The organism is Dictyobacter kobayashii (assembly GCF_003967555.1).
Taxonomy (GTDB): Bacteria; Chloroflexota; Ktedonobacteria; order Ktedonobacterales; family Ktedonobacteraceae; genus Dictyobacter; species Dictyobacter kobayashii.
In genome coordinates this window covers 1,542,195-1,568,117 of record NZ_BIFS01000001.1, presented here as the reverse complement: position 1 = coordinate 1,568,117, position 25,923 = coordinate 1,542,195, and the positions used below count along the sequence as shown (strand labels likewise).

The 25,923-nt window shown below is 50.6% G+C and carries 17 protein-coding genes and 1 riboswitch; of the genes, 8 read left to right on the top strand and 9 right to left on the bottom strand.

Features of this window, described 5'->3' with window-relative positions; translation table 11 throughout:
• Positions 1 to 11 precede the first annotated feature (11 nt).
• Positions 12 to 416, bottom strand: a complete 405-nt coding sequence (locus EL645_RS06935) for a GntR family transcriptional regulator (protein ID WP_126549342.1) — start codon at positions 414 to 416, stop codon at positions 12 to 14.
• Positions 417 to 867: 451 nt separating this feature from the next.
• Entirely contained in the window at positions 868 to 4,212 is a 3,345-nt protein-coding gene (locus EL645_RS06930; protein ID WP_246035299.1) for a glucodextranase DOMON-like domain-containing protein, read from the bottom strand.
• 455 nt (positions 4,213 to 4,667) lie between these two features.
• Positions 4,668 to 4,783, top strand: a riboswitch (TPP riboswitch).
• A gap of 247 nt (positions 4,784 to 5,030) precedes the next feature.
• Here EL645_RS06930 and EL645_RS06925 point away from each other — a divergent pair.
• Genes EL645_RS06925 through thiS form a run of 3 tightly spaced genes read left to right on the top strand, consistent with a single transcriptional unit; the run spans position 5,031 to position 6,702 of the window.
• Entirely contained in the window at positions 5,031 to 5,810 is a 780-nt protein-coding gene (locus tag EL645_RS06925) for a thiazole synthase (protein ID WP_126549341.1), read from the top strand.
• Between the two features lie 4 nt (positions 5,811 to 5,814).
• Complete coding sequence (gene thiE, locus EL645_RS06920) at positions 5,815 to 6,447, top strand: thiamine phosphate synthase (RefSeq protein ID WP_126549340.1); 633 nt, start codon at positions 5,815 to 5,817, stop codon at positions 6,445 to 6,447.
• Positions 6,448 to 6,471: 24 nt separating this feature from the next.
• A complete protein-coding gene (gene thiS, locus EL645_RS06915) occupies positions 6,472 to 6,702 on the top strand; it encodes a sulfur carrier protein ThiS (RefSeq protein WP_126549339.1) in 231 nt (76 codons plus the stop codon).
• Between the two features lie 71 nt (positions 6,703 to 6,773).
• Here thiS and EL645_RS06910 read toward each other — a convergent pair whose 3' ends face one another.
• From EL645_RS06910 to EL645_RS06890, 5 genes are all read right to left on the bottom strand, one after another.
• On the bottom strand, positions 6,774 to 7,388 hold the full coding sequence (locus EL645_RS06910; protein WP_126549338.1) for a hypothetical protein: 615 nt from the start codon (positions 7,386 to 7,388) through the stop codon (positions 6,774 to 6,776).
• Positions 7,389 to 7,997: 609 nt separating this feature from the next.
• Complete coding sequence (locus EL645_RS06905; RefSeq protein WP_126549337.1) at positions 7,998 to 9,353, bottom strand: ArnT family glycosyltransferase; 1,356 nt, start codon at positions 9,351 to 9,353, stop codon at positions 7,998 to 8,000.
• On the bottom strand, positions 9,269 to 9,571 hold the full coding sequence (locus tag EL645_RS06900) for a hypothetical protein (protein WP_126549336.1): 303 nt from the start codon (positions 9,569 to 9,571) through the stop codon (positions 9,269 to 9,271). Before EL645_RS06900 ends, EL645_RS06905 begins: the two co-directional genes overlap by 85 nt.
• 42 nt (positions 9,572 to 9,613) lie before the next feature.
• Entirely contained in the window at positions 9,614 to 13,756 is a 4,143-nt protein-coding gene (locus EL645_RS06895; protein ID WP_126549335.1) for a glycosyltransferase, read from the bottom strand.
• Between the two features lie 753 nt (positions 13,757 to 14,509).
• On the bottom strand, positions 14,510 to 15,565 hold the full coding sequence (locus tag EL645_RS06890; protein WP_126549334.1) for a hypothetical protein: 1,056 nt from the start codon (positions 15,563 to 15,565) through the stop codon (positions 14,510 to 14,512).
• Between the two features lie 671 nt (positions 15,566 to 16,236).
• Here EL645_RS06890 and EL645_RS06885 point away from each other — a divergent pair.
• Positions 16,237 to 17,388 carry an MFS transporter gene (locus EL645_RS06885; RefSeq protein ID WP_246035298.1) on the top strand — a complete coding sequence of 384 codons (1,152 nt, stop codon included), beginning with the start codon at positions 16,237 to 16,239 and terminating at the stop codon, positions 17,386 to 17,388.
• A gap of 97 nt (positions 17,389 to 17,485) precedes the next feature.
• Here EL645_RS06885 and EL645_RS06880 read toward each other — a convergent pair whose 3' ends face one another.
• A complete protein-coding gene (locus EL645_RS06880) occupies positions 17,486 to 18,010 on the bottom strand; it encodes a hypothetical protein (RefSeq protein WP_126549332.1) in 525 nt (174 codons plus the stop codon).
• Between the two features lie 372 nt (positions 18,011 to 18,382).
• On the opposite strand from EL645_RS06880, the gene EL645_RS06875 reads away from it, so the two are divergent.
• The 3 genes from EL645_RS06875 (at position 18,383) to EL645_RS06865 (ending at position 21,138) form a co-directional block, all read left to right on the top strand.
• Positions 18,383 to 18,838 carry a lipocalin-like domain-containing protein gene (locus EL645_RS06875; protein ID WP_126549331.1) on the top strand — a complete coding sequence of 152 codons (456 nt, stop codon included), beginning with the start codon at positions 18,383 to 18,385 and terminating at the stop codon, positions 18,836 to 18,838.
• Positions 18,839 to 19,166: 328 nt separating this feature from the next.
• Positions 19,167 to 20,228, top strand: coding sequence for a hypothetical protein (locus EL645_RS06870; protein ID WP_126549330.1), 1,062 nt, complete (start codon positions 19,167 to 19,169; stop codon positions 20,226 to 20,228).
• 76 nt (positions 20,229 to 20,304) lie between these two features.
• Complete coding sequence (locus EL645_RS06865; protein ID WP_246035297.1) at positions 20,305 to 21,138, top strand: PHP domain-containing protein; 834 nt, start codon at positions 20,305 to 20,307, stop codon at positions 21,136 to 21,138.
• 475 nt (positions 21,139 to 21,613) lie between these two features.
• On the opposite strand, the gene EL645_RS06860 is transcribed toward EL645_RS06865, so the two are convergent.
• On the bottom strand, positions 21,614 to 21,907 hold the full coding sequence (locus EL645_RS06860; RefSeq protein ID WP_174845293.1) for a transposase: 294 nt from the start codon (positions 21,905 to 21,907) through the stop codon (positions 21,614 to 21,616).
• On the opposite strand from EL645_RS06860, the gene EL645_RS42445 reads away from it, so the two are divergent.
• Positions 21,884 to 25,912, top strand: coding sequence for an RHS repeat domain-containing protein (locus EL645_RS42445; protein ID WP_246035296.1), 4,029 nt, complete (start codon positions 21,884 to 21,886; stop codon positions 25,910 to 25,912). The genes EL645_RS06860 and EL645_RS42445 overlap by 24 nt on opposite strands.
• The last annotated feature ends 11 nt before the right edge of the window (positions 25,913 to 25,923 follow it).

Sequence of the window (25,923 nt, the reverse complement as noted above, 5' to 3'; positions counted from 1 at the left end):
ATATGTAGCAGTCATTGTTGGCTCCAATTCTGTGAGCTGTTGTGTAGTCTATGCTGCGCAGCAAACTCGTCTAAAATGAATTGACACTGTTGTAAGATTTCTTCAGCAGGAACGTTTTTTGCATAGGCCTCGGCTAGAAGTGTGCGTTGCCGCTCCTTCCAGGTATCGGATAAGCGTGGCGTGACCTGTACTACGGCTCCCGTCTTACGCCTGAGCTGGATAAATCCTTCACGTTCCAATAGGTCGTAAGCCTTATTGACTGTATGCAGGTTGACGCCAAAGTCAGAGGCTAGTTGCCTGATGGATGGTAGACTTGTGCCTGTTGGCAGCTGTCCACTAGCAATGCCTTCGATAATCTGGTCGCGTATTTGCATATAGATGGGTTTGTCACTATCGATTTCGATCATCAAAAACATGGCTCAACCCTTTCAATGCTTTGTAATACTTATACTATAACAAATAGAACAAAGAATTGCAATATGTTATATGGGTTTTTCAAAAACTCATATAACATATTGGCATTTGGTGGTAGCTCTTCTATTCCCGCCTGCGGCGGGAGGAGGGGGAAGGGGATTAGCGGGGACTGGCATGCTGGGGAAGAGAGAGGAAGGCAGGTTTGATGGGGAAGAGAGAGGAAGGCAGGTTTGATGGGAAGGAAGAGAGGAAGGCAGGTTTGATGGGGGAGAGGAGGGAATGGCCGTCATGTGTGTGATGAGGAGTGTGTTTGGTGGGCGGCCGCAGCTGCCCACCAAACACACTCCTCATCACAACCCGGCGCCGCAGGCGCCAAAGAGGAACATTAAAAAGTCCTGTATGAAGGGGGCCGGAGATTGCTCTCCGGCCCCCTTTGGTATGGGTGGGATGACTTTAGGGTATGGTTATATCTTGTAGGACGACGGCGTGTTTGGTGTAGTCCAGTTCGTCGGACTGGTTGACGCCGGCGGGTGTGATGGTGTCCATGACTTTGGGCACCGTGTTTGGATCAACGGTACAATGTGGGTCGCTACTGGCGGTGGCACAGACTCCAAAGGAGTAGGCACCGGGAGTGGCTGTAAAGGCTCGTGCCAGGTCCGGGCTGTAGCCATCCTGTCCTGTCAATGTGACGGTAAAGCCCCAGCCGGATGCTGGTGTGCCAAAGGTGGCTTTCGGTACACTGAAGGTGATGTAGCGCGAAATGGCGTTGGCGCTGATCTGTACGGTCCCCAGCGATTTACCACTGGCATCGACGTAGCGTTGCCCGAAACCTTGCACCTCGATCAACTGGCTCCAGGCTGCTCCAGGTGCGATGGTATAGTTGCGTTGCGGATAAGCCGCGGCCGTGGAGGTCGCGCCTGCCGCCGGGCTGTGGACGTAGACATCTATTAACTGCGCACCCAGCGGGCTCCCGAAGGTTGGGGAGAGGTCGCGGGTTTGTAGTTTGAAGATGATGTTGGTTCCATCGTCATAGATGCGGAAGTCCTGGATATCATAGGCTCCGGGATGGAAGTCAGATGCCGTCGGGTAAGCATAGTTGCCCGGGCCGTTATCGTCATTGCTTGGATCACTGGCATCATAGACGAGCTTGCCCGGTGTAAAGTCATAGACCACCGTCCGCTGGTCATGGGCGGTTGCTCCAGCAGGGCTGACCGCTACAGTATTGAGCACGGTTGTGCCCCCCGTGATCGGCAGCGAAGCTGTAAATGAGCCGTTCGCCGCCACCTGTGCCTGTACCGTGCTGGTCTGGTTCTGCTGATCGGTATTGGTGGCGGAAACATAGACCGTATTGCCTGGAGCGGTCTGTCCCGTCACCACGACGGGCGAGGCGCTTACCGACGAGAGGTTCGCAGGAGTAGCCACGCTCAGCTGGGTCTGCGCAACTGTATGCGCGACATAGCGATTGTAGGTGTTCTGCGGCTGCTCGATCACTTTATTGGACAGCGTATCGTTGAACAGGCGCACATATGATGCGACGGCCCAGGTTAAGGGAGAGGCCGAACCATCAGGTTTGCCGGTCTGAAATCCAATGGATGCCGTGGTTGGATCAGTGCCATAAGGTGAAGCCGCAAGATCTGGCAATTCCCAATCTTGCTCGGGCATTAAGCCCACGCCCGAACTGGATTTCTGCATGGTATCCAGTAGCGAGACAGCCGTTGAGGCATCGCCAGCTGCCAGTTGATACTCGCCACGCTCTGCCGCCAGGACCGGCCAGGGATGTCCTGTGCCTTTGCCGCTTGGCGCCCAGGGATGTCCATCCTGTGCTCCATCGCCATAGCCATCCCCATTGTAGCGATACCAGCCAGGACCATTCGGGGTCTGGACCTTAATGGTCTTATCGACCACGGAGAGTGAGTTCACTACATCCTTGTCGCTGGCAGACAACTCGCCCAGTCGCACCAGGTCCAGGAAACCAGCATCAATGACCGAGCGCTGATCCAGGGTTGGTCCACCATTTCCCAGGTTGTAGGTAATGGCCGCATTAGGATCACCCGTTTTAGAGAGGCGGATAAAGTAGGGTTGCGAGGAGAGCGGGCCATTGGTGGTCACCGTCCATTTTTTGATGGACCGCTGCCAGTCATCGGCCACTCCCAGCCAGAGATTAGCGCTCTGCAGATCATGGTTCTTACGCGCGATATCAGCGGCAGCAACGAGGCCCGCAATCTCGGCCGAGATGGTCGAAGGCGAGTAGCCACCCTGTTCCTCCCAGCGCTCCACACCAAAGGAAGGGCCATGGCTGACCACAAAATTTGCTGCCCGCTTGATATGATTTTGATAGAGATCGCTGCCCGTCATACCCATCTGATCGGCCATCAGAATAGGATAGCTGTTCTCATCCAGCTGTGTATTGAACGAATCGGGTGCGGTCTTACCATTCAGCAAGCTATTGCGTGGGAACGAACCATCCGCCTGTTGCTGATGATAGAACAGGAAATTGACCGCGTCACGCGCTGTCTCCTGATCGCCATCCGTATACAGAGCCGTCCAGGTCTCATACAGATCACGGGCGAAAACCTCGCGATACGAACCAAAGTAGGTATTATTGGGATCACCAGCCGAGGTGGCCTGTCCCCACGGAGAGGCCAGACCCGCCACAAGTGCGCCAGGGAATGTCTTGTCCTCTGAGGCCTTCACGACATTGACGCTGAGATAATATTCATTGAGCAAGCGTGCAAAATCGACACTGGAACTGGATTTCGCTGCAGGGAAGAAGCGGCGCAACGTCAATTTTGCATCATATTGCAGCCAGCCAGCCGTATATTTTGCCAGCACAGAATTGAAGTTCTGCCCCACTGCGCCGTGTGCCGTCTTCACAGCGTCTGCCTGAGTCTGTCCAAAGCCCAGCCCCAGGGTTAGCTCACCACCATGAGAGATATCGGCCTGCGCGGTCTGCACGACATTTCCATTGGAGGCTGTGCTATACAGTGAGCTTAACGTGTGTGAGGTATCGAGCTGCTTTAAACCGTCGCTATCGGTACCCACAAATCCATTCGAGACCTGGGTAAACGGGGAAGAAGCATCCAATGCGCTATAGACTGGAACCCCATAATCGCGATTGACCGCGTTGGTCGTGGTCTGGGTATCAAATGCCACCGGTAACGCGTGTCCGGTCGTTGTGTCTACCGTCGCATTATCGGCCCCGCCATTGCCAGTGCCACCACCACCATTTCCATTGATGGTTGGATCATAGCGTAAATAAAATTTATAGTCTGAGAGCTTGCCGCTGAGAGGCTCGAAGTGCATCCTCATCACCACGGCATTGCGAGCCGGATCGGTCACATAGTCCGTCACCACGCGGTATTTGCCACTCTTCGCGGTCGCCGTCACACGGCAGGCCAGGGTTGGACCATTCAACTCCTGCACCGTATAGGTCGTGTCACGGGTCTGGAGATCGGTAAAAGTGCTGCCATCGGTCACAATAAATTGCAGCGTCTTTACATTGGTATTATCGATAGTTGGATAATAGACGTCGCTCAGAACCCCATCGGCCAGCGTAAACCAGACCTTAGAGGTCGTGTTTCTGGCTGTACCGACACAATCCTTACGTGCCAGGTCAAAATAAGAGAGATCGCCAGGTCCACCGGGAGCCGCGCTGGAAGTGGCTGCGTTCACGGATGAAGAAGAGCGTAGAACCTGAACAAAGAGGAGCAACATCATACAGAACAATAGTGAAAGGCGCCAGGAAATTGAGCGGGGGCGCGTCATTGCATCCAGGGCATCCCTACCGTAATTCCTCATACATTTTCAGTCCTTTTAATTATTTGGACAACAAAAATCTTACAGGGTACAACACTGTATTGCGCTTAGCAGGGTCAAAACAAGGCAGAAATCGGCTAGAAAATATGCACTAGCAGAAGGCTAGACGAAGAGAATGGCACCAACGGGTAAGAACTACCGTCACATAGTATATAACGATTTGTTGCACAAAGATAACAAGTTATTGCGGCAGAAAAATAAAGCTCGCTTGAATGTTGGTAAGCCCGGCAAGTGAACAGGGCTATTTAATGTTCGTCCAGAGAATGTCCATCTTTCAGGTGTGGAGTGTATGTGGTGGGCGGCCGCGGCCGCCCACCACATACACTCCACACCCCAACCCGGCGCCGCAGGCGCCAAAGAGGAACATTAAATAGTCCTGGCAAGTGAAAAGTTCACCTTGAATGATAAAGGATCTTTGGCTACAATAGAAGTAGTAATCGGTTTGCTAGGGGAGCTCGGTGCAGCCGGGCTGAGAGCACCACCGTAGTGTGTGGAGGACCCTTATCACCTGAACTGGATAATGCCAGCGAAGGAAACGCAGCGCCAGAGGCTCGATCAGATGGAGTATATCTGCCTGATTGGTTGGGCCGTATTCCTCCTCTCCATACAATACTCTTCCCCTCGCACGCATAGTCTGCTATTGAAAAGCAATCGTAAACGCCGCTTGGACGCGGCTAGCTCCGCTGCCACTGGTTCAACTTTTCGAAGCGATCAGTGGCAAGGAAACGGGGCGCCTGTCAGGCAGCTGCGCTCATACGATTGAATGGCATGTTAAAAGCATTTGGAAAGGTAAGCATGCGATGGACAAATTGAAGATTGGTTCCCGTGAATTTTCTTCGCGGCTATTGCTGGGAACCGGCAAGTACCGCAGCTTTGAAGAGATGCGAGATAGCCTGGAAGCCAGCGGAGCTGAAATTATCACCGTAGCTCTACGACGTTTAGACCTCTCAAATACCGGCCAGCCGGGTCTGCTTGATTTTATTGATCCGCAGCGCTATACAATTCTGCCCAATACCGCTGGCTGCAAAACGGTGCAGGAGGCGGTGCAGACCGCCCAACTGGCGGCGGCGATGGGTCTGCCACGCTGGGTCAAACTAGAGGTCATACCCGATCCACAATATCTTTTGCCAGACCCTATCGCGACCTTAGAAGCGACAAAGATTCTGGTCGAGGATGGTTTTGAGGTCCTGCCATATATCAATGCTGATCCGATCCTGGCTCGCTACCTGCAGGATGTCGGGGCGGTAACGGTGATGCCCCTGGGTTCGCCCATCGGCTCAGGCCAGGGTTTGCTGAACCTGCCACAGATTCAAATTATTATCGAGCAGGCGCAGGTACCTGTAGTAGTCGATGCCGGCATTGGTGCTCCATCAGATGCCGCGCTGGCCATGGAACTGGGTGCCTCCGCCTGCTTGATTAATACCGCGGTCGCCAAAGCACAGAATGCTGTACAGATGGCGCACGCGATGAAATTAGGGGTAGAGGCGGGGCGTGCCGCATTCCAGGCCGGGCGTATTCCGCGCCAGGTCTATGCCACCGCCAGCAGTCCATTGACCGGTCTGCCGGCATTGGGAAGCTAGGCACATGCTTATGCGCGCGCCGCTTGTTCAACCCCAGCTTTGCCTGGTGACAGATCCAGACATGCCCGACTTGCTAGCCCGTATCCAGTACGCGCTGGATGCCGGGATAAACATGCTGCAACTGCGTGGCCCGCAACTCTCAGCGTCACAATTGTATGAATTGGCCCGCGTAGTAGCTCCACTCTGTGAATGTTATGAAGTACCTTTGATTGTCAACGATCGCCTGGATGTGGGATTAGCTGTACACGCATCGGGTTTTCAACTGGGCCAGAAAAGCTTGCCGCTACCCGTGGCCCGCCAACTGGTGGGCCCACAGGCATATCTGGGCGCCTCGATTCATAGTGTGGAAGAGGCAGACTCAGCCTGGCAGCAAGGCGCCGACTTCCTGCTGGCCGGTACCATCTTTGCTTCGGCCTCGCATCCGGATGGAGCGGTCAGTGGGCTGGAACTGTTACGGCATATCAAGGCCAGCCAGTCAACCTGTCGGCTCTATGCGATTGGCGGGATTACAGCCGCGCATGCTGAACAGGTGATGCAGGCTGGTGCTGATGGCATCGCGGTTATTTCAGCTATCCTGCGCGCAAAGGATGTGGCGGCCAGTGTAAAAGAATTGCGTCAAGCCATTGGCCTATCTTAAAAGAAAGGAGGCAGCAGTCAACTTATGGAAGAAGTACCCACCGATGCAGCGGTCATCTCGATCCTCACCAATGGACAGCCACGCAGCATAGCGCGTGGTAGTAGTGTTGAAGAGCTCTTACAGCTCTGCAATGTCAAAGCAGTCTATGTAGTAGTGCAACTGGATGGAGAGATTATCGCACGTAGCGCCTTCGCGCATACCGTATTAGAGGAAGGCAACAAAGTAGAGATTATCACCCTGGCCGGTGGTGGATAGAGAATGTGCTATCGGATCATCACTTGATGCGGGCAAAGAATATCCTGAGCAGGGTGCCTGGTTGGAGCAAGCTATGAGCGCTTAATGCTCAGGATACCCATATCTTCAAGGTCACGTAGAACTTGCAACACCTCGCGAATGCGATCCTCATGAGGAGAGAGAATCGATGCAATCTTCCCAACTGTCCGTGTACCGTCCACCAGCACCAGTACACGTTTCATGTGCCGTGGAAAGCGCATCAGGATCGCAGTATCGATATACACCAATCTTTGTGGCACAAAATTAGTCGCTGGATGGGGAGCGGAGCCACGCCCAATGTACTGGGTAGTAATAGCGGGTAGATAGCCCGAGGTATTCTGGCTGATCGCAGGTAGACGTGGGCTGGTCTGTGAAGTATTCTGGCTGATCGCCGGCAGACGTGGACTGGTCTGTACATATTCCTGCATAACCGTCCAATCCAGAGCCCCCACATAAGCGATCGCATTGAGAGCCTCATTACCAGAAGAAAGCAACTGACCCTGTGCATTAATAATAAAACACGAAACAGCACTGCCCTGAACCATATCAACAAAGACATAACCACCATAGAGCCCAAATACTCCATCAGGTAGTTGCGCACGCAGGCGTCCGTTCTGCCTGTATTCCTGTATTAATTGGAGGAGAGTGGATTGGCCGATATTATACACCGTAAACCCTCTTTGTAAGTCAACCTGTTATCTATCTCTTTATTGCATATAGTCATAAAATGCACAAAAGAGTTAATAGATGTTAAGTTTGCCGCTGCAATTAAATATACAGGGCTATGACAAAATGATCGAAGAAATGAATCGTCTAGCATGCCGTCTAGTATATCGATATAGAAAAAGACAAAATACGTATAATTGACGAAGAAAGATAAGGAATCGGGCTCCAAAAAACAAGGTTGGGAGAATGGCCAACATTTGTGATTGCAAATGATTCCATACACTAGTATTGTAACACAATCTATTCTCAAAAAAAGATCTTATCCGCCTTTAGTAATAGGGGAATGGAACATAAGCTGGTTTTTGTGTGAGTGCAATAATATCTTTTGATTTATGAAAGTATTTGGTGATACAAAAGATTAATATTTTTTGTCTGTTGGTGAAATATATAGCCATGTACCTTTGATGCCGGTACTTAGTGGTGGAGAGTTTTGTTCCTTTGCGTGCTTGCTCTGGCACGCCCGAACAGATTTTATTATATGTTGTAGAAAACGTACGGCGTATGTTTTCTACAACATATAATAAAACGTTCAAAGCAGTATGAAAAATTTACTATTGCTTCACTTGAGAGAGGCTGGTGAAGTTTCCCTGACCCGGTGTCGCTTTACGCCAGAGGTAATAATAGCCAATGCCAAAGGAGTTCTGGAATTTTACTCTGGCTACCAGGTTATAATTTTTGCTGGCCGCCATTTGTTGGGCGATAAAATGTGATTGATAGGGTTGATAATTGAAGCTGAGCTCAACCACATCAAAGTAGCTATCATCGATCGCCCGGGTAAAGGCGTCATTGCCACTGAATTGTTTTTTCTGTGGATCGGTATAGTAGAAGAAGTTGACGCCGTTCCATTGCCAGGAGTCACTGACATCTTCAGCATAGTAGCGCGCCACCTCAATATCTTCTGACAGATAGCGACCACTGCCAGCACGCAACTGTGTATGGAGCTCGTAGCTCAAATCAGTGGTATTGGCCCAACCTGCATAAATGGTTTCTGCCTGTTGCGTACCGATCGTGAACACCAGCAGCACAATTGCCAGGCCTGCCAACCAATGGCGACCAATCGAGAGTCGCTGCCGCGTATAGCCTGAAAGCCTGGACAGTGCAAAACCCATTAAAGGCATAGCGTAGAAAAGGCTAAAGGCCATATGCTTATCCAGTGATACATATTCCTGTTTATAGATGTGGTAGGCAGGGACCAGCAGTGAAGATCCGAAGAGCAGTAATGCCAGCCAGCGATAGCGTTTTTCTCTGAAAAGCAGGTAGATCCCCGCGATGCCCAACGCGTAAGCTATACCACCCAATTGTAAGACGCGCACCAACAATTGCCAGGGAGAACGCTGAATAATCGCGACCCGATTGGTGGTTGTCAGGCTCAGACCCTGCAGGACAGCTTTATCCATAAAGTAGTAAGCCAGAACACCAACGAGTGCTGACGTTACGATAACGATCACTACCCGCAGCACCATGGGCCACCAGCCCTGCTTCTGCAGGCTGAACAGAATCAGGATACCCAGTACCGGCAAGGAGAAGAGCAAGGCGGCATACTTGGCTGCTACCGCCAGGATCAACAACGGGCCAATCCAGATTGCCAGCCAGGGATTGCGTTTGAGGCTTACCTGGTAGGCAAGTACCGTTGCAATGCCGAGCAGCAGCATACATAATGCATCATATGTTGCCAGGCGACCCACAAACAACACCGATCCCAGGCTTACATAGAGGGCCGCCGCAAAGATTGCCGCATTGCGACTGAACAACTTTTGCGTCACCGTATAAACGCAGGAGGTTACCCCCATCATGCACAACAAACTAAAGGCGCGCGCCAACTCTACCCCACCGAGCCGATCAAGGAGACCGCCAATGACTGGATAGAAGTAGGGATAGCCTGAGAAGTAAGTGGCATAGGGGTCCAAAACAGGAGGACCCCCATCCAATGATTGAAGATCTGCTGGCCCGCATAAAGGTACAAAGCTTCATCCTGGAAAGCGGTATTATGCAGTGTAACCAGCGAGATGATAGCCTGGAAGGCCAGGATCACCAGCAAAGGCCAGCGCGCGATAATGGTGCCGAACGCAAATTGTTTTTTTGTAATATGGCGTGTTTCAAACTCTGGCACAGATGTCGCTATCACAGTCTCATACTCCTATCTTTCTATGCTTCAAACTACGGATACTCATCGCTGTCCCAACTGTGCCGCAATCTGCTGCATCACCTGCGTAGATGCAGGATCAGAGAGCATTGACCACCGATTATTCTCTTGCACAGTGCTCTTGAGCGCAGGCGATGCATCGTGATAGATCAATGCATAGATGTCATGAGTATGCTCAACAGCCATTCCTACCTTTTGTAGCCAGGCAGCCTTTTGTTGCACCGTGCCGGCTGCACTTACCTCAAACATAATGGGCTTATCGGGGTAGCGCTGTACTACAGCATCGATCGCATGTTGAGGATCAGTCCACTTCGTTTTGGGATAGCTAATCATGCTTAACAGAACGGCATCAGTGCTTGAAGCGGGTGGAGCATAGGGCTGATCATGCGCCGGATCAGCAGGCGACCAGACCCAGGAGACATTCGCCGCTCCTTGTTGTTGGAAGATTGTTTGCACATGTGTCCAGGCACGAGGAGCATCCTGAGGAATGCCACCATTGGCCACCGCCGATGAGAGCGACCAGTTACGATCAACATGCAACAGGATGGTGATATAGACCGGTTTATCATAAGCGCGAATCTGCTGAGCCCAGCGTTTAAGCGCATCGTCATGCAAACCATTAGCGATAGATAGCAGACTGGCATTATTTGCTGGCAGACCATTAGCCTGGAAAGAACCAAACTGTAATGTGATCCACGGAGTGCTATGGTGGGCAGCCAATTGATCGGCCCAGGGTCGATCAAATTGATCATTGATCTCCTGGGTGCGTCCCACAACCCCCAGTTGGGTCCCCAATTTCTGCTCTAATTGGGCTGGCCGCTGCTTGAGCAGCGAGACAGGTAAGGAAACTCCCAGGTAGGGTGGATGTCCCTGATTGAGACTGATAGGGAAGGCGGTTGCTGCCGCACCATCAGAATGGATAACTGAGCTTATAAAAATCAAGGCAGCCAGGGCAAAGGCCAGGGCGGTATTCCAGGCTGAGCGGATGCCATGCATACGCTGGGGTACACGCGTAGGATATTCATAGCTCTCATTTGTTACATTGGCACTGGCTTTCTGCTCAGACTTCTGAGAGTGCCAATCGCTATAGCAGAGCCATAAGAAACTGCTTAACATCGCGAGTGCATAGATGACCCATAGCACACTAATCAAGAGCGAGACCCGCTGTTGAACATTGGAATGTAAGGCATACCCGATCGCCGCAATACCTGCCACCACGAATGCCACATAGATCCAGAGATGTGATCCCGAACTTTTCGTGCCACGCTTCTTCGAAGTAACTGTAAAACCAACTTTGCGTTTAAAAATGACCGCGGCGAGGCTCTCTAACAGTACCGGGAAGCAGCCGAAGCCGATAATAATGCCTCGCAAGCCTGTAATGCCTCTTCCCGCATACCAGAGAACGGCTGCGCTAGACAAAAAGTAAGGCAAGAAATGCCAGAGGAAGGCATCCAGTGTAGAGCCTCGGACAGCGGGAATACTGGTAAAGATGAAGAGTAGTGGACAGACCAGGTAGATCAGATCGCGCACGCCACATAAATAATGTGTACAGGCCAGGAAGTACTGAATACGTTGTCCCAGACTCAAGCCACCCTTTTTCGGCAAAAGGATATCACGCCAATGCTCACGCATCACACCCAACGTACCAATAGCCCAGCGGCGCTGCTGCTTCAAATAAGCGGGCATATCCATTGGACCCAGGCCAGTGGCCAGCACATCGGTCAGATAGATGCTTTTCCAGCGTGTATGCAAGGCAATCGAAGCCGCGAAATCCTCGGTCACCGAGTCCTGTGGTAGACCGCCAATTTCATCTAAGGCGCGGGCCCGAATCACCACATTCGTGCCACAAATGAAGGCCGCATTCCAGGTCGCTTTACCAGGACAGAGCAAATTATAGAACATAGCTTGCTGATCATCGGCCCAGCGCGTGACTGGATTTTCCAGGTTGCGATAATACTGGCCCGTCTGGACCCAACCAACTCGTGGATCAGCAAAAGAAGGTATCGTTTTCAGCAAGAAATCCTCTTTTGCCACCTGGTCAGCATCAAAGATGATCATCAAGGCATTGCCAGTGGCTTTTAATTGTTGGCGCGCATGCTCAATATTGCCAGCCTTGGCGCCCCCTGGCTGTGTGCGCGTGATACAGATCACACCCATTTCCCTGGCCAACTCTTCTGTCGCTTGCCAATCTGGAGCCTTAGCCACATAGCCATCATTACACAGCACAATATTAACCTCGCCATGAGGATATTTCTCCAGGTAGCGATCGCGGGCCGCCAAAATACCTTTTAAGGTCGGTCTGAGGATCGCGACCCCCTCATTGACGGTGGGGATAAAGACAAAAATGGGATAGCGGGTAGGATCTTCGGTACGCTGCAACGTCAACTGGGCACGTGGCCAGAGGGTAAACTGCAAGCCTACCGTGTGAATGGCACCCAGTGTCTCCGCGAACAGCAATGGGACAGCGATCCACCAGCCAGCCCAGTTTGTGACCTCAAAGCGCCAGCTCACATAGTCCATAAACGAGATACCAACGGCGATTGCCAGTAGCATCGTAATGATTTGATGGTAATTGACCTTTTTGTGGGCGGAAGTAAGCGAAATGCCCAGTCCAAAGAAGAGAGCAGCGATAATGACCCAGGCATTTGGCAATGCATAGCTCATCAAGCCCAGGGCCATATATCCGATCCAGCCCAAAGTGACCAATACCAGTAGCGGGACTAGCAATGTGCGCAACTTGTTTGAGCGGCTAGCTTTTCTGGTGACGATATGCCCAGGAGTAACTGGCATACTTGCGCTCTTCACTGTTTGCTGGTGAGCAAGGCGTTCAAGCTGCGTTTCTACCCGTGACTGTAAGGTAGCAGCCGTCACCGCTGGCATTACCGAGGTCAGTTCTTGATCGACCGAGACGAGTGAGTTAATGTCATGCTGATCATCCTTCTCAAGACGGGCGGGAAAGATGAAGCGATTTAATAATCCTAAATTGATCAGGGCAAGGGCCACAAAGATGAATGTACTCAAAGGATTCCAGATGCTGGTAGCATAAGGATAGAGGAGAGCCATGCCAACGAAAGCCAGCGCATTGAGCAGGATTACAGCCAGCAGTTTCCAGATCCGCCCGGCCGCTGGAACCTCTTTAAGTAGGCGTCCCATATGCTGCAAAGCCCGAACGCCTTGCTGGAAGTCCGCCTTGCTCTCACCATGTTCACGTTGTTGGAAATGATAAGGCACCTCAACCAGACTATCCCATTGGCAGCGGACCATAATCTCTAACAAGATTTTATAGCCAATCGGCCGCAAGGTAACGCCGTTGAGCAGGGAACGTTTGAGGAGAAAGAAACCACCGAGGGGGTCCGAAACGCCAGCCAGTTGGGTCGGGAAAAGAATTTTTGCCACCCACTTCAGGCCAACAGAGAAAAAGAGACGGCTCGGACCATCCAGGCCACCGGGGCTACCGCCCTTAATATAACGACTGGCCAGCACCAGATCCACATCTTGCTTGACTGCTTCATCATAGAAAACCCGTAATTGTGCGGGTGGATGTTGTAGATCGGCATCAATCACGGCCACATAGCGTGCTTGAGCGACATGCAGACCCAGGTCAACCGCCGTTGCCAGTCCGCCTGCACGCTCAGGACCTTTTACGCGATGCTCAAGACGCACCTGAAAGAATGGAGAATCTAATGTTTGCGCAGCCTCTTTCACTACTTCAGGTGTCTCATCATCGCTATCGTCGACAAAGATAACCTCGACGCGTACGCCGGCCAGGGAGGATTTCAAAATTTGTAATAGTGGTACAACATTATCACGCTCATTGCGGGTGGGCGTAACCACAGATAAATCATAAGCGACAGGTTTAATAACATCCTGGTCAAATGCAAAATCTGGCTCGGATGTCAAAAGAGAGGTTCTTACCCTGTCTATTGAATATGCTTCTGGAGTAGAAGTTGTTAAAGCAAGTAATTTCTGGGTAGCTTCAAATGGATTAATCTCAGGAGAAGATACATACGACGGTTTTATGATCGTAGAATCGATCTGGTCAACCGCCTCTGCGGATGTCTGTTGCGCAGCACGGCTATGCTGAGGAACATCTTGTGCAGGCTGAGGCGTCGACTTTCCACCTTTGTCAGGAGTCTTCCGTGAAGAAGGAAAGGGGTTTTTTAGCATTTATAGTCCTTCAATAAAGATGAGATATGTGTATATGCATATACTAAATTCACGGATGGCTCATCATATATTACACACACACAAATATATATACACACAACAATATAAAAATAGTTTTTTCTCAGCGTAGAGATCATACATTGGCTAGATGATTAAAGGTGCATAATAGATTGGCTCGGTGCATTAAATTATGATGCGCCAAAAACACAGCATAAAATGGATGCAGCCACAGGCATATACATAGCCACAGGCATATACATCATAGTGGAAAACAAAGGCGACAACGCCGGAGAACAAAGAATGGTTGCGGTTGCATTAGAACAACAAATGCAGGTTGGCATCAACGCCGAGGAATAAAGAAGATCCGGGTCAAAAAAATCCCAACTGGCAACAATGCCAGCGAAAGTGTATGCAGATTAATAAGAAGTATGTAAGTGTATTCAGGTAATGGTAGGCCCACTTCCTGTTAGCAAACTTCTCCTAATCCCTATAAATCATGCCTTTTTTTTGTAAACTTATATACATTTTTTACCATGTGGACTTAAAAAAGTCAATAACATAATACTCTTAGTAATATTTTCACTCTATCCTTAGTCTATTTTGTTAAAATATAGCGCATTTGTGCGTTACGCTTTATTCTTACTCATTTCATATTGTAACCCATGTGGAAGTAAAAGTAATAATCTACCATAAAAAATCCTGAAGCAGCTAAGATAGAATTTGTAGCTGCTTCAGGCAATGCATATATTCCTCCTATTTAGGAGTATAGCGTGCTACAAAATCACGGAATGCTTTATTTTGTGGGTAGGAAATGCCAGTCATAGGATCGATCATATCCAGAGAGCCTGAGCCAGCATCACTGGCCAGATCGAACTGATTGGAGATAGCAATACCTTCACGGACGAACGATTGGAGCGAAGCAGTAGTGAACTGCCGCATAAAGTCATTATCGCGTGGCGTTTGACCGGGTTTCCAACTATAGTTCCATTCGGTTACAGCCAGCGGAAGACTATGTCCAAGCGTCTGGGTGACCACTGTTTTTACTTTTTGCGTCGCGATATCATAATCGCCGAAGTGTTGCGGGCAGGTGGCAATAGACTGATCGGTACAGGGATATAAATGATAACTTACCGCGTCAGGCAGATTACCAGCGGCTTTGGTTTGTTGTAAGAAGCTTTGAATATATTCAAGATTGGCAAATGATACCGCCGGCCCAATAAATGCCGCCCTGGTATTAATTAAGCGCAACGTTGGGACCGTTTGATTCCATGAATGCGTATAGTCATTGACATTTGGTCCGCCGTTATCTGGCTCATTCTGCCATTCATAGAGATTACAACGGTTGCCCAGCATATGCACCACCTGAATGGCATCCTCAGGATGTAGTACACCCAGACACACTGCTCCTGCCTGCTCAATAGCGGTGACGCGCTGCAATGCATCCGCCTTTGTCAGTGGCGTGCGGATAATAGTGATACCGGTTGCTCTCACGGTAGCCCGCACAGATGAATTATTGCCCATATTTTGTTTAGACCAGGCCCAGGAAGCGTCATTGGCCCCGAACAGAAAAGACGAAACCCCCGACCAATTTTGTATACCCGGCAAGGCACGTGGCTTATATGCGGGACGATGCGCTGGAGGCGTCGGAGGAATATACGTCGCTGCTACCGGGGGATTAGTGGCGGATGGAACTATCACTCGAGACTGTTGTATCCCTGCCTGTTTTGTGTATTGAGAACCAACCAGTACCAGCACCAGAATGATGGCAACAGAGAGAAAGATCAACAGTGACTGTTTTCTTCTGTCCATAGCAATTTATAATCCAATCATCTACCTGTTTTCTTGGCGAAAAATAAAAGGACAATCTTTGAAAATGTAACTCCCAGACGAGTTCAATGCATTTAGCCTGAGTACAATACTGCGTACTTTTGTGTCTGAGTTGTAGAAAGATAGTCCAGCTAATAAGAAACCAGGATAATTTTGTTATAGATAAAGGCTATCCAGCCATAATTTTATGTCAACTATAATACACGAAGGTGGTAGTAATTTCTAGCGATAACTGACAGTTGAAGAAATATCCTGCAGATATGGACCATGATTAGAGCTTTATTATAAAAAACACTAACCATAATAAGCCTCATTTTATGGTATAGTTTCTAGTAGGTGATCTCCCCACCATATATATCTTCATAGGCAGTGTAGTTTATTTGTAATTAGAACATCCTCGTTGCAGGTAGATAATCGTTTATAATCTTCAGTTATTGAACAGTTTATTTAATGAACTAGTTAAGAGGTACACACGTGAGTCTTGTCGACAAGGACGATCAGCAATCCAGCCCCGCGTTTTCTGACACTTCGCCTCCTTCCACAGAGATAGCCACCCCGCCAGCGCATGATCCGTATCTGGCTATGCGTTCGCGCGATTTCCGGCTCTACTCATTGGATCCTTTATCGTTTCCATGGGTGAAAGGATGCTTGAAGTGGCATTGGGTTGGGATCTCTACGATCGTACCAATTCAGCCCTGGTATTGGGTGGTGTGGGTCTGGTTTTAATCATTCCCGTTATCTTATTATCGTTGCCCGCCGGGCATATTGCCGATCGCTTCAACCGCAAAGGGATCATGCTTATCTCCCAATGCGTCCTGGTTTTATCTTCGCTAGGATTGACTGTTCTCTCCTTTTTTCATGGCTCTATCGCCCTTATTTATGGCTGTCTATTTGTAATCGGAACGGCCAGTGCATTCCTGAGTCCGGCCAGTTCTGCCTTATCTGCGCAGACCATTCCTGAAGAGGCCTTTGAAAGTTCTGCTACCTGGAGCAGCAGTGCCTGGCAGCTAGCCTCTGTAATGGGGCCTGGCCTGGGTGGTATGCTGGTTGCGCTTTTCCACAGTGCGACCCTCGTCTATGCGCTAAACGCGCTGGCAGCCCTGATTTTTGTAATTCTCTTGATCTTTATCCGAGCACGCCACCAGGTAGTGAAGCAGCCTGTCAAGAAAGGAGAGAACAGCTGGAAAACCGTCTTTGAAGGGGTTCACTTTTTACGCCGCACGCCAGTCCTGTTAGCGGCCATTACGCTGGACCTTTTTGCCGTCCTGCTGGGTGGTGCCACGACCCTGCTACCAATTTTCGCCCGTGACATCTTGCACGTGGGACCGACCGGTCTGGGCTGGCTACGCGCCGCGCCCTCAATTGGTGCTCTCTGTGTCGTGCTGATCCTCACCCATCGTCCACCCTTCAAACATGCAGGCCCTACACTATTGATCGCAGTGGCTGGATTTGGCATTGCCACCATTGTCTTTGGCCTCTCGCACTCATTCTGGCTCTCTCTGGCCATGCTCTTTCTGCTGGGAGGACTCGATGATGTAAGTGTAGTAATCCGTAGCTCGCTCTTGCTGACCAGGACGCCCAATGAGATGCGTGGCCGTGTCTCAGCGGTCAACTCACTCTTTATTGGTGCTTCCAATGAACTGGGCGGCTTTGAATCAGGCCTGACCGCACAACTCTTTGGTCCCTTCTTGTCGGTTGTGGGAGGAGGTATAGGGACGGTGCTAGTAGTGATTTGTGTAGCTCTTTTTTGGCCCGAAATGCGCCGTCTAGGAACCTTGCGAGAAACTGAGAAGCAACCCGGCTAAGGTGCTAGCTCTCAGTCAGTTGTGCAGTTTGATGGTTCCTGACGGCGCATGGAAAAAAATTCTAGCGTACGGGTTAAGTTGTCCAGCTGGCTGGCTGCTATGCCTTATTTTCGGGTGTAGCAGCATTGACGGCCAGCGTAAAAGCGATACCATCCTCGACCAGTGCCCAGACAATATCTGGTGTGCTGGTCGTATTGGCTGCAAAGGTGCGATAGGCATAACCGGCCGTTGTTCCCAGGGCGGCTCCCAGTGCTCCCCGCATAGCGCCGGCCAATGGCGGCTGTTGCAAGCGTTTACAGAGCAAGGCTCCAGAAATTGCCCCAATCGCGATGCGAGCTATGAATGGACCCTTGGTGACGCGGCCAGGGGTAAATGGTAATTTATCAGCAATGACCTCACCTACGGCCAGAAAGGTCGCCAACTTTTTCTGCGTCGGTGAAGACTTTGAACTGGTCTCAGTCATTACGGCGATCGGCATCATAGAACGCAAGCCAGCTGCGATACCCAGCCAGGAAGCCTTCTTTAACGCTTCTGCCGTTGCGGCATTGGCACTCGTTAATGTAAAACGAGGCTCATTTACCACAATATATGGTGTATCTGTATCTCTATCTATGGCACTCATCTCTATTCAACCTTTCTATCGCACAGACTTCCCTGCTTTTATCCTACACGTCTGAGCGAAATCATTTGGTACACCCAGGCTATAAAAGATGCCTGTATTGCTAACATCCAAATGCTAGAGCCTGTGCAATAATCCTTTATTTATGATGGGTCTCTTATACAAATATATAGAAGGTACCTTCTTTACACGTAGCTGCTGTGCAAAAAGTTGTACCCTCTTTGGCGTGCATGATTTGACAAATATATGAGCCTGTGGGTAAATATGAGGATGCAGGGTTACATAAAAAAGGATATCGGTTTTGTAGGATGTGATAGAGGATATAGCTAGTAAAAGCCATAAAAAGGGTTTGAAGCTGAGAGGGATGGTGTATCTATGGAACAGGATATTTCCCCAACAGATTTGATTGGCACCTGGAAATTGGTCTCTGTAGAGATGCGCTATAGCGATGGTGATGTCCGTTATCCCTGGGGAATGCATGCAAATGGACATTTAGTGTATTCCGCCGATGGATATATGTCGGCTGTAATTGCAGCTGGAGAACGGCCCCTATTTACCACGGGAGATATTTTAGAGGGAAGCCTGGAAGAACAGGCCGGGGCGGCGCGCTCTTACGTTTCCTATGGCGGCCCCTATGAATTACATAGCAATGAAGTCATTCACCATGTCGAGGTCAGCTTATTCCCAAATTGGATAGGCCAGGCCCAACGGCGCTATATTGAATTGGTAGATGATAAACAACTGATTCTCCGTTCTGCACCCCTGCTGGCATCCGGTCAAGGGATTGGTTATCTAATCTGGCGCAGATATACTAATAATAGAGAAGACTAATAATAAAAAACGAGTCACCTTATGTGGTGCAAAAAGTGCTCCCAGCGCACTTTTTGCACCACATAAGAAAAAAGCTCGGGCGCGCCAGCGGCCGCCCACACAGGACCGCTATGCTTCCCATGCTAATGGGAATCTGGCACATTCAATGAGATCATCCCTTGTTTTTTACACAGGTGGCGGATATCACAACTCTGGCAGACGGAGGGTGGAGGGGGGGTCACGACCTCGAACTGTTTGTTCAAAATCTTCTGGCTAATCGTATCAAAGTGATGATTGACCTGCTCTAAAACGCGATTTAGCTCAGGTCTTAGGCAAACAAGAACTTGCTATGAGAGATATGGAATTAAGGGATACAGGTTTGAATGGCATTCCACGCAGAAGGTTTCTTGCTCATCTTTTCGACATTCCCCCTCTTCTTCTGGGGTTAGCCGCACTCTCGCATCCGTCAAGCAAAATTTCTCAACGTACGTCTGCACCAAGGCCTCTGATCGTTTCAGACCGGATCGATCTTGAGGAGGTTCGAGCCAGGCTGACGGATTTTTGGATACAGAATGATGGAGCCTCTCAGGATGTATTTCATACACTTGATATGACATTGAAGCGATTATATGAATGCTATCCTACCACAGCATCCTCTGAGCGTTTAGAGGTTGTAACCGCTCTGTGCGAATTACACATTCATGCAGCCAATCTTTTACGAGACAGGGGGAAATTCAGCAAATCACTTGAACATTTGAATAAAACAAAAGATCTTCATGTACTTCTGAATGATGATGAGCTCAAAGCCGACGTGCTCTATAGACGCGGAGGGCTGTACCTGGAAAAAGGAGAGATTTCTCTGGCTTTGGATGATTACCATACAGCCGAGCAGAAGCTGAACAATGTCTCTGCACCGCTCCAGGCTGCTGTTTTGCTCGAAACAGCCCTCTCTGAGGCCAGGATAGCAGATTCAAAGCAGCAATGTACGGCTGTTCTGAAAAAACTTGATCAGGCTGGTCGTATTATTAGAGTCGAACGGACAGAAGTAGGAAGAGAAAAGAAGCCCTATCTCAAGGTTGACGTAGCACGCTATCATCTGGATCGAGCCGCAACGTTGATTGCTCTCGGGAATCCTGATGAGGCACAGCAGGAACTCACGCTGCTTTCTTTTTCTCAACTCAGCGGCAGGCGCTCTGTGTACCAGTTGATCTTGCAAGCTCAGGCTTGTTTCGGTCTGAAAGAGTATTCGCAAGCAGCGATGCTGGTAGAAGAAGCGCTGCCTCTCGCCCGTACAATGTGCTCGCGTGTGAATTTGGAACGCATCAAGACGCTCTATAAGCAGCTTCAAGACACCCCCTTTCGAAATAATCCAGAAGTTGGGCGCCTTGGCTATCTGCTTTTTCATACGTGAGAACAAAAGCGCTGATATCACAGTACGGATTCACTGTTGTCTGTTCTTTTTAAGAAATGTCGTAAAGGAGTTTTACTTGCAATTACAGATATCCTCTACTACGCCAATCGACTTGCAAATGCATACCACATATAGTGATGGACGCTGGTCAGCAGAGCAAATTTTTGAGTACCTCGCACAAGAACGTTTTGGCCTGGTCGCGGTGACAGATCACGATCGCGTGGATACGGTAGAACGCATCCAACACCTGGGGGTGCAAAAACAGGTGCCAGTTCTCGCAGCTGTAGAGATAAGTGCCCAGTTTCATGGAAAGATGGCTGATGTTCTCTGTTTTGGTTTTGACCCTCATGATCTGGCGCTTCGCACCATTGCTGATGATGTTCGACAACGCCAGAAAGACAACGCAGAGCGGGTGTATGAAGAGTTACAGAGCCGAGGCTACCGATTTCCACATCCTCAAGATCTGCGTGTGGCAGGTGACTGTGGCAAATTGTTGATCAAGCAGGGTATGGTCCCCGATTGGCCGAGCGCCTTGACATTGTTGACCGATGCAGGATATTGTGAAATGAAGGCGGATATAGGCCAGACCGTTGAGGCAGCACACCAGAGTGGAGGTATCGCCTTGATTGCGCATCCAGGCCGTGGTTTGCGAGAGCCTCAGGAATTTACCAATTACACACCGGAACTGCTCGATCAAGTGCGTGCAGAAATCCCTCTCGATGGCATTGAAGTCTACTATCCCACACACTCTCCAGAACAAGTGGAAACCTATTTAGCGTATGCAATGCAGCACGACTTGCTGATCAGTGCTGGCTCAGACTCACACGGCCCTCCGGGTCGCATGCCGATCAAGTATCGCGCCGAACTCTGTCGACGCCTCCTTGAGCGCGTAGGCATCCAGGTGCAATGAGCTAGAACATATGTCGCGAAACGGTGGGTCTGCACGGAAAAACAGGCATCATCAGTGAATATCCGAGACCAATAATAAGAAAAGCTGTCCACGTAGTGAAATCTACCCGGACAGTTTTTTCATACCTAAATTCTACCCACATTAGGACGCCTGATATGCAAAGATAGACGAATCGTTAAAAATAAAGCGCCACAAATGACAAGATGAAGCCCTGAGACGGCTTTTGAACAGAGATATGAAATGCACTTAATCATGCCTAAAAGTTGTATGCATTGTTGTGTGTATCTATAATTTCCAAAATTAAGGGTCTGGCACAGGTTTAATGATGGGATTTAGAATAAGGTTGTTCGCCACAAAGCTCAATGATAGGGTGATATTCAATGGCGGAGTTGCCTATTCCTTTTATGGAAGTGAAACGGAAGTTCTCTATCTTCTAAAACGCTGTAGGTGTAGTTGTATTCACCTAGAGCGTTAATCAAAAGGATTGAGCCTCAAACTGCTGTGTTTCGGTAAAGATGGGTTCACCCTCACGCGGGAGATAGCCACAGTGAGTAAACCAGCTCCGAGCGTCTTGGTTCGTAATTTCCTCCAGCGCCCGGGCAATCGCTTCCTGCAACGCCTCTGGTGTACGAGCACCGATGCGTCGTAAGCAGGTCTTGAGTTTGGAAAACGCCTGCTCAATGGGTGAGAGATCGGGCGAATAGGAAGGCAAGAACACCAGGATGGGGCGGTCAAGGCTCCTACTGTGCTTGGACTCTTCTCGCTGCAATCGTTCACCAGCTATATTGGTGCCGATACCGAAAATAAGCCTGCGTATAGCTACAGTATGAGTTATACCAACACGCCATTTACCCAGATAAATGATCCTTTGACCTGGGCGCTCGAGTATGTTGCTGGTGAACACCTGCTCACCAGTATTACACCAACCGCTTATATCAGTGGGAGCGCGAATGTACTGAAACCGTATACATTTGCCTATACCCCTGAAACCAACCACTATTCCGATCTGGATCATACGACCACCAATGGGTCTGGTCGCAAATATATCACCGGAACCAACTGGTCGTATTTGACCCATTATGTTGATACTGAGACTCACGTTGGAGGCGATGTCACCTATGCGTTGGCCTACGGCAACTCGCATGGGACACCCTATGTGACCGACTCCAACGGAAATATCACCGATGACCGGCATGATCCGCTCTATTGTGTCAATCATGCCAATGATTCCGATACCAGCAAGCGCTGTCAGTCTCCCTACGATAATAATGAGGATCACAACTGGACCAACTATGTGGTGACCTCCATTTCGACCCTGAACTCGGGGCAGGGGAGCAACACTACCACCTATGCCTATGCGCTGAGCGCCTATGGGACCTATAGTCAAAATTACCAGGGGACCGGACGTTTCTGTGTGCCTGCTGGAACTGCTCCCTACAAACCTGGCCAGGATGACTGTGTCTATGATACCTACATCCCGCCAACCCCTGGTGGAGGAGCGGATACCGATTGGCAGGATTATTATAACGGCGAGTTTCGCGGCTTCGGGAAAGTCTATACGACCCATCCCGATGGCAATCTGACCGTTGATTCCTATTACGCCGCTGAAGCCTGGGGGACGCCGCAGACCAATAGCCAGAATTATCAGTCCGGCAGTGTGTATCAGGAAGATGTCTTTTGGGGCAATGCGGAAGATGACAATCAGCTTATTCAGCGAACGGTGACCCAATACAGCGGCAATAGCCAGTTCCTGCCGCAGGGAAGCCAGAACCTGAAGGATGGGTGTCTCACAGGTTTTACTACGTCCTATATTCCTTGTGAGTCTGTGACGGTCTTCTCAAAGACGACCCAGTATGAGAGTGCTGGCGTGGGAGGAACCGATGCTCCCTGGAAGCAAGTAAACTATACCTACGATGACTACCATCCCGTCAATGGCGTCACCACGGGCCACGGGTACTATCACAATGTGACGCAGGCATTGACGACGGGGTCCAACATCAAGCAGGTGACCCAAAAGTCATCCTATGCTATCAATGATGGCGTGACCAATGGTATCACCTACTACCTGACAGGCAAGGTCAGTCACTCTGAGATCGACGATGATACGGGCCATATCTGGTCCTGTCAGGATACGACCTATGATGAAGGATCATCGGTGGGTGTCTCGCCATCGGTCGGTCTGCCAACCACGGTCCAAACGTATACCAACTGCGGCAACCACAGCAATGGGCAGACCTATACAATGCACACGATGTATGACAAGTATGGGAATGCTGTGGCCTCGGTGGATGCCTTTGGCTCGGCCAATAGCGGCCTCTATAGCAGTAACGGCTGTAGTCTTTCTACGGCTCCTGCCTATCAGTCCTCATCCTGGACGGCCTCTCACTACACCACCTGTTCCGTCTTTGATAGCTATTATGCTCAGGCGACTGACCTCTACAATGTCTATAATCAGCACACGCATCTAACCTTTGATTATACCAGTGGTGGTCGTGCCACCAGCACCACTGATATTAATGGGCAAACGACCAGTAGTGCCCTGATCTATGATGGCAATGGCAATGAGATCCAGCGCACTGCCGCCCCAGGAGAAACAGGGAGTTATACGTCGCAGTCCACGACGGCCTCCTCCTGTTCCGATAGCAGCACGACGCCCTGTTACGAAGCGGACAGCAGCTCATACTTGTACTCCAACGCAGTATCGCGCGTGTTCTATGACAGTGCGGGCCGCGCCGTGGAGACCAGGAGTCCCCTGGATATCAACAATGATCTGGTCACGTACACTATCTATAATGATGCTGCTGATACCACCTTTACCAGCGTGCCGTTCCGCGTGCCCTATGGCACCGGGTGGTTAGACCCCAACACCGCCACCATCGATGGAGGCTCGGTGAAACCAGCAGGCACCACATCGTTGGTAGATCCCCTAGGGCGAGTAATGGCCACGCAGGATCCGGCCCTTGGCTCGGCCGCTGAACCTGGCATCACCTGTTCCGGACAAAATGGGACGTGGACCAGTTGTGCCTATTATGCCTATGGACAGGCCTCGGGTGATAGCCAGAACTATGGCTATACGGAGACTGTGGACGGCAATCAGCAGATGAGCGTCGCGTTTACTGATGTGCTGGGCCGCACGCGCTATGTCCAGAGCTATAGTGTCGCAGGCAACTCTGGTGCCAACATCACGGGGAAAACTGAGACCCAGTTCAATGCGCTGGGCTTGCCAACGGCGGTGATCGTCAAAGATCTGACACCACAGAGTGGTGAAGACACGGCGGCAGTCACCACCACCGCGACCTATGATGACATGGGACGATTGACCCAACTCAACGATCCCGATCGCGGCACGATCACTGACACCTATGATGCTGGTGGACGTGCTCTCACCGTCACCTCAGGTTCTCACACGGTGGGAAGTAGCTATGATCTGCTGGGACGCGTATTGTGTGTGCAGGATGCCGCGCCAACGACCGATGGATCAGGGGCCTGTAGCAGTGGCAGTCATCCATTAGAACAATACACCTATGGGGTAAGCAAACTGGGGACACCCGGGTCAACGGACTTCCCAACGGGGCGGATGACCCAGGATATCTCCACGACGTACTATCCTGATGGGACCTCCTCACAGTCCACGTATCAGTATCAGCACGATGCGCGTGGTCAGCTGACAGCGGAGACGATGCAGCTGAGTGTGCCCAGTAGCTGGAATGTCTCCACGGCATTGCCAACCTATAAGGAGACCCAGGCCTATAACGATGATGGACAGGCGACCACGACCCAGACCACTGTCAATGGTCAACCAGGCTTTACGTTCTCGCAGGCCTATGACAGTACGACCGGCACCCTGACTGGGCTCAGTAACAATGCGACCGGTGTCGCCAACCTGGCCTCTGTGAGCTTCGAAGGTCATGGTTTAACCTCGGCGATCAACTATCAGACGACCACAGGAACCGCGCTAGCCTCCGAGCAGTTTGGCTACGATGGAAACTTGCGCGCCACCGGAGCAACCGCCACCTGGCAGTCTGGCAGTGGATCAACCGGAACCGTCTATAGCGAAAATCGCAGCTATGATCCGATTGGAAACGTTAGTAGTAAAAGTTCGACCTATGCTGCCGTTCCAGGCCAAACCGGCTCTGGTGGAAGTGAGACCCAGAACTTCTGTTACAATGAGCTTAACCAGCTGACCTGGGCGGGCAATAGCGGCACCCAACCTGCGACCACGACCGGAGGCTCCTGCGGCACGGCAACGGCGCAAAGTGGTTTACAAGGAGCGGCTTATGGGACCGGTTTTGCCTATACCCATCTCGGGCAGCTCTGGCAAGGACCGCTCAATGGGTCGGGGTCACAGCTCCAGTATCTCTATTGTGATAGCAACCATCCCCATCAGTTGACGGGCATCTATCCTGCTGGCACCACCTGCGCGACCAAGAATGATGGCAGTGCTTCGTATCTGGCCAGCTACGACGCCTGGGGCAACCAGACCAGTCGCACCTATCAGGGTACCACGGCTACGCTGTCCTATGACGTCCAAAATGAACTGGTGCAATGGAACGCTGGCAGCACCAGTCAGGAATGGTATGCCTATGACAATGGGGAGAACGCACTCTGCGCCGTAGTACGGCTAGCAGTGGCACCACCCTCACGGTGTACGCCTTCGGCCTGGAAGAGCACACCTACAATAGCACTGGCACCCCCACCGGCGCTACCTACTACTACACCCTGGGTGGGCACCTACTGGGCAAAACTGATGGCACAAACACCCAGTTCTACCTGACCGACTCACTG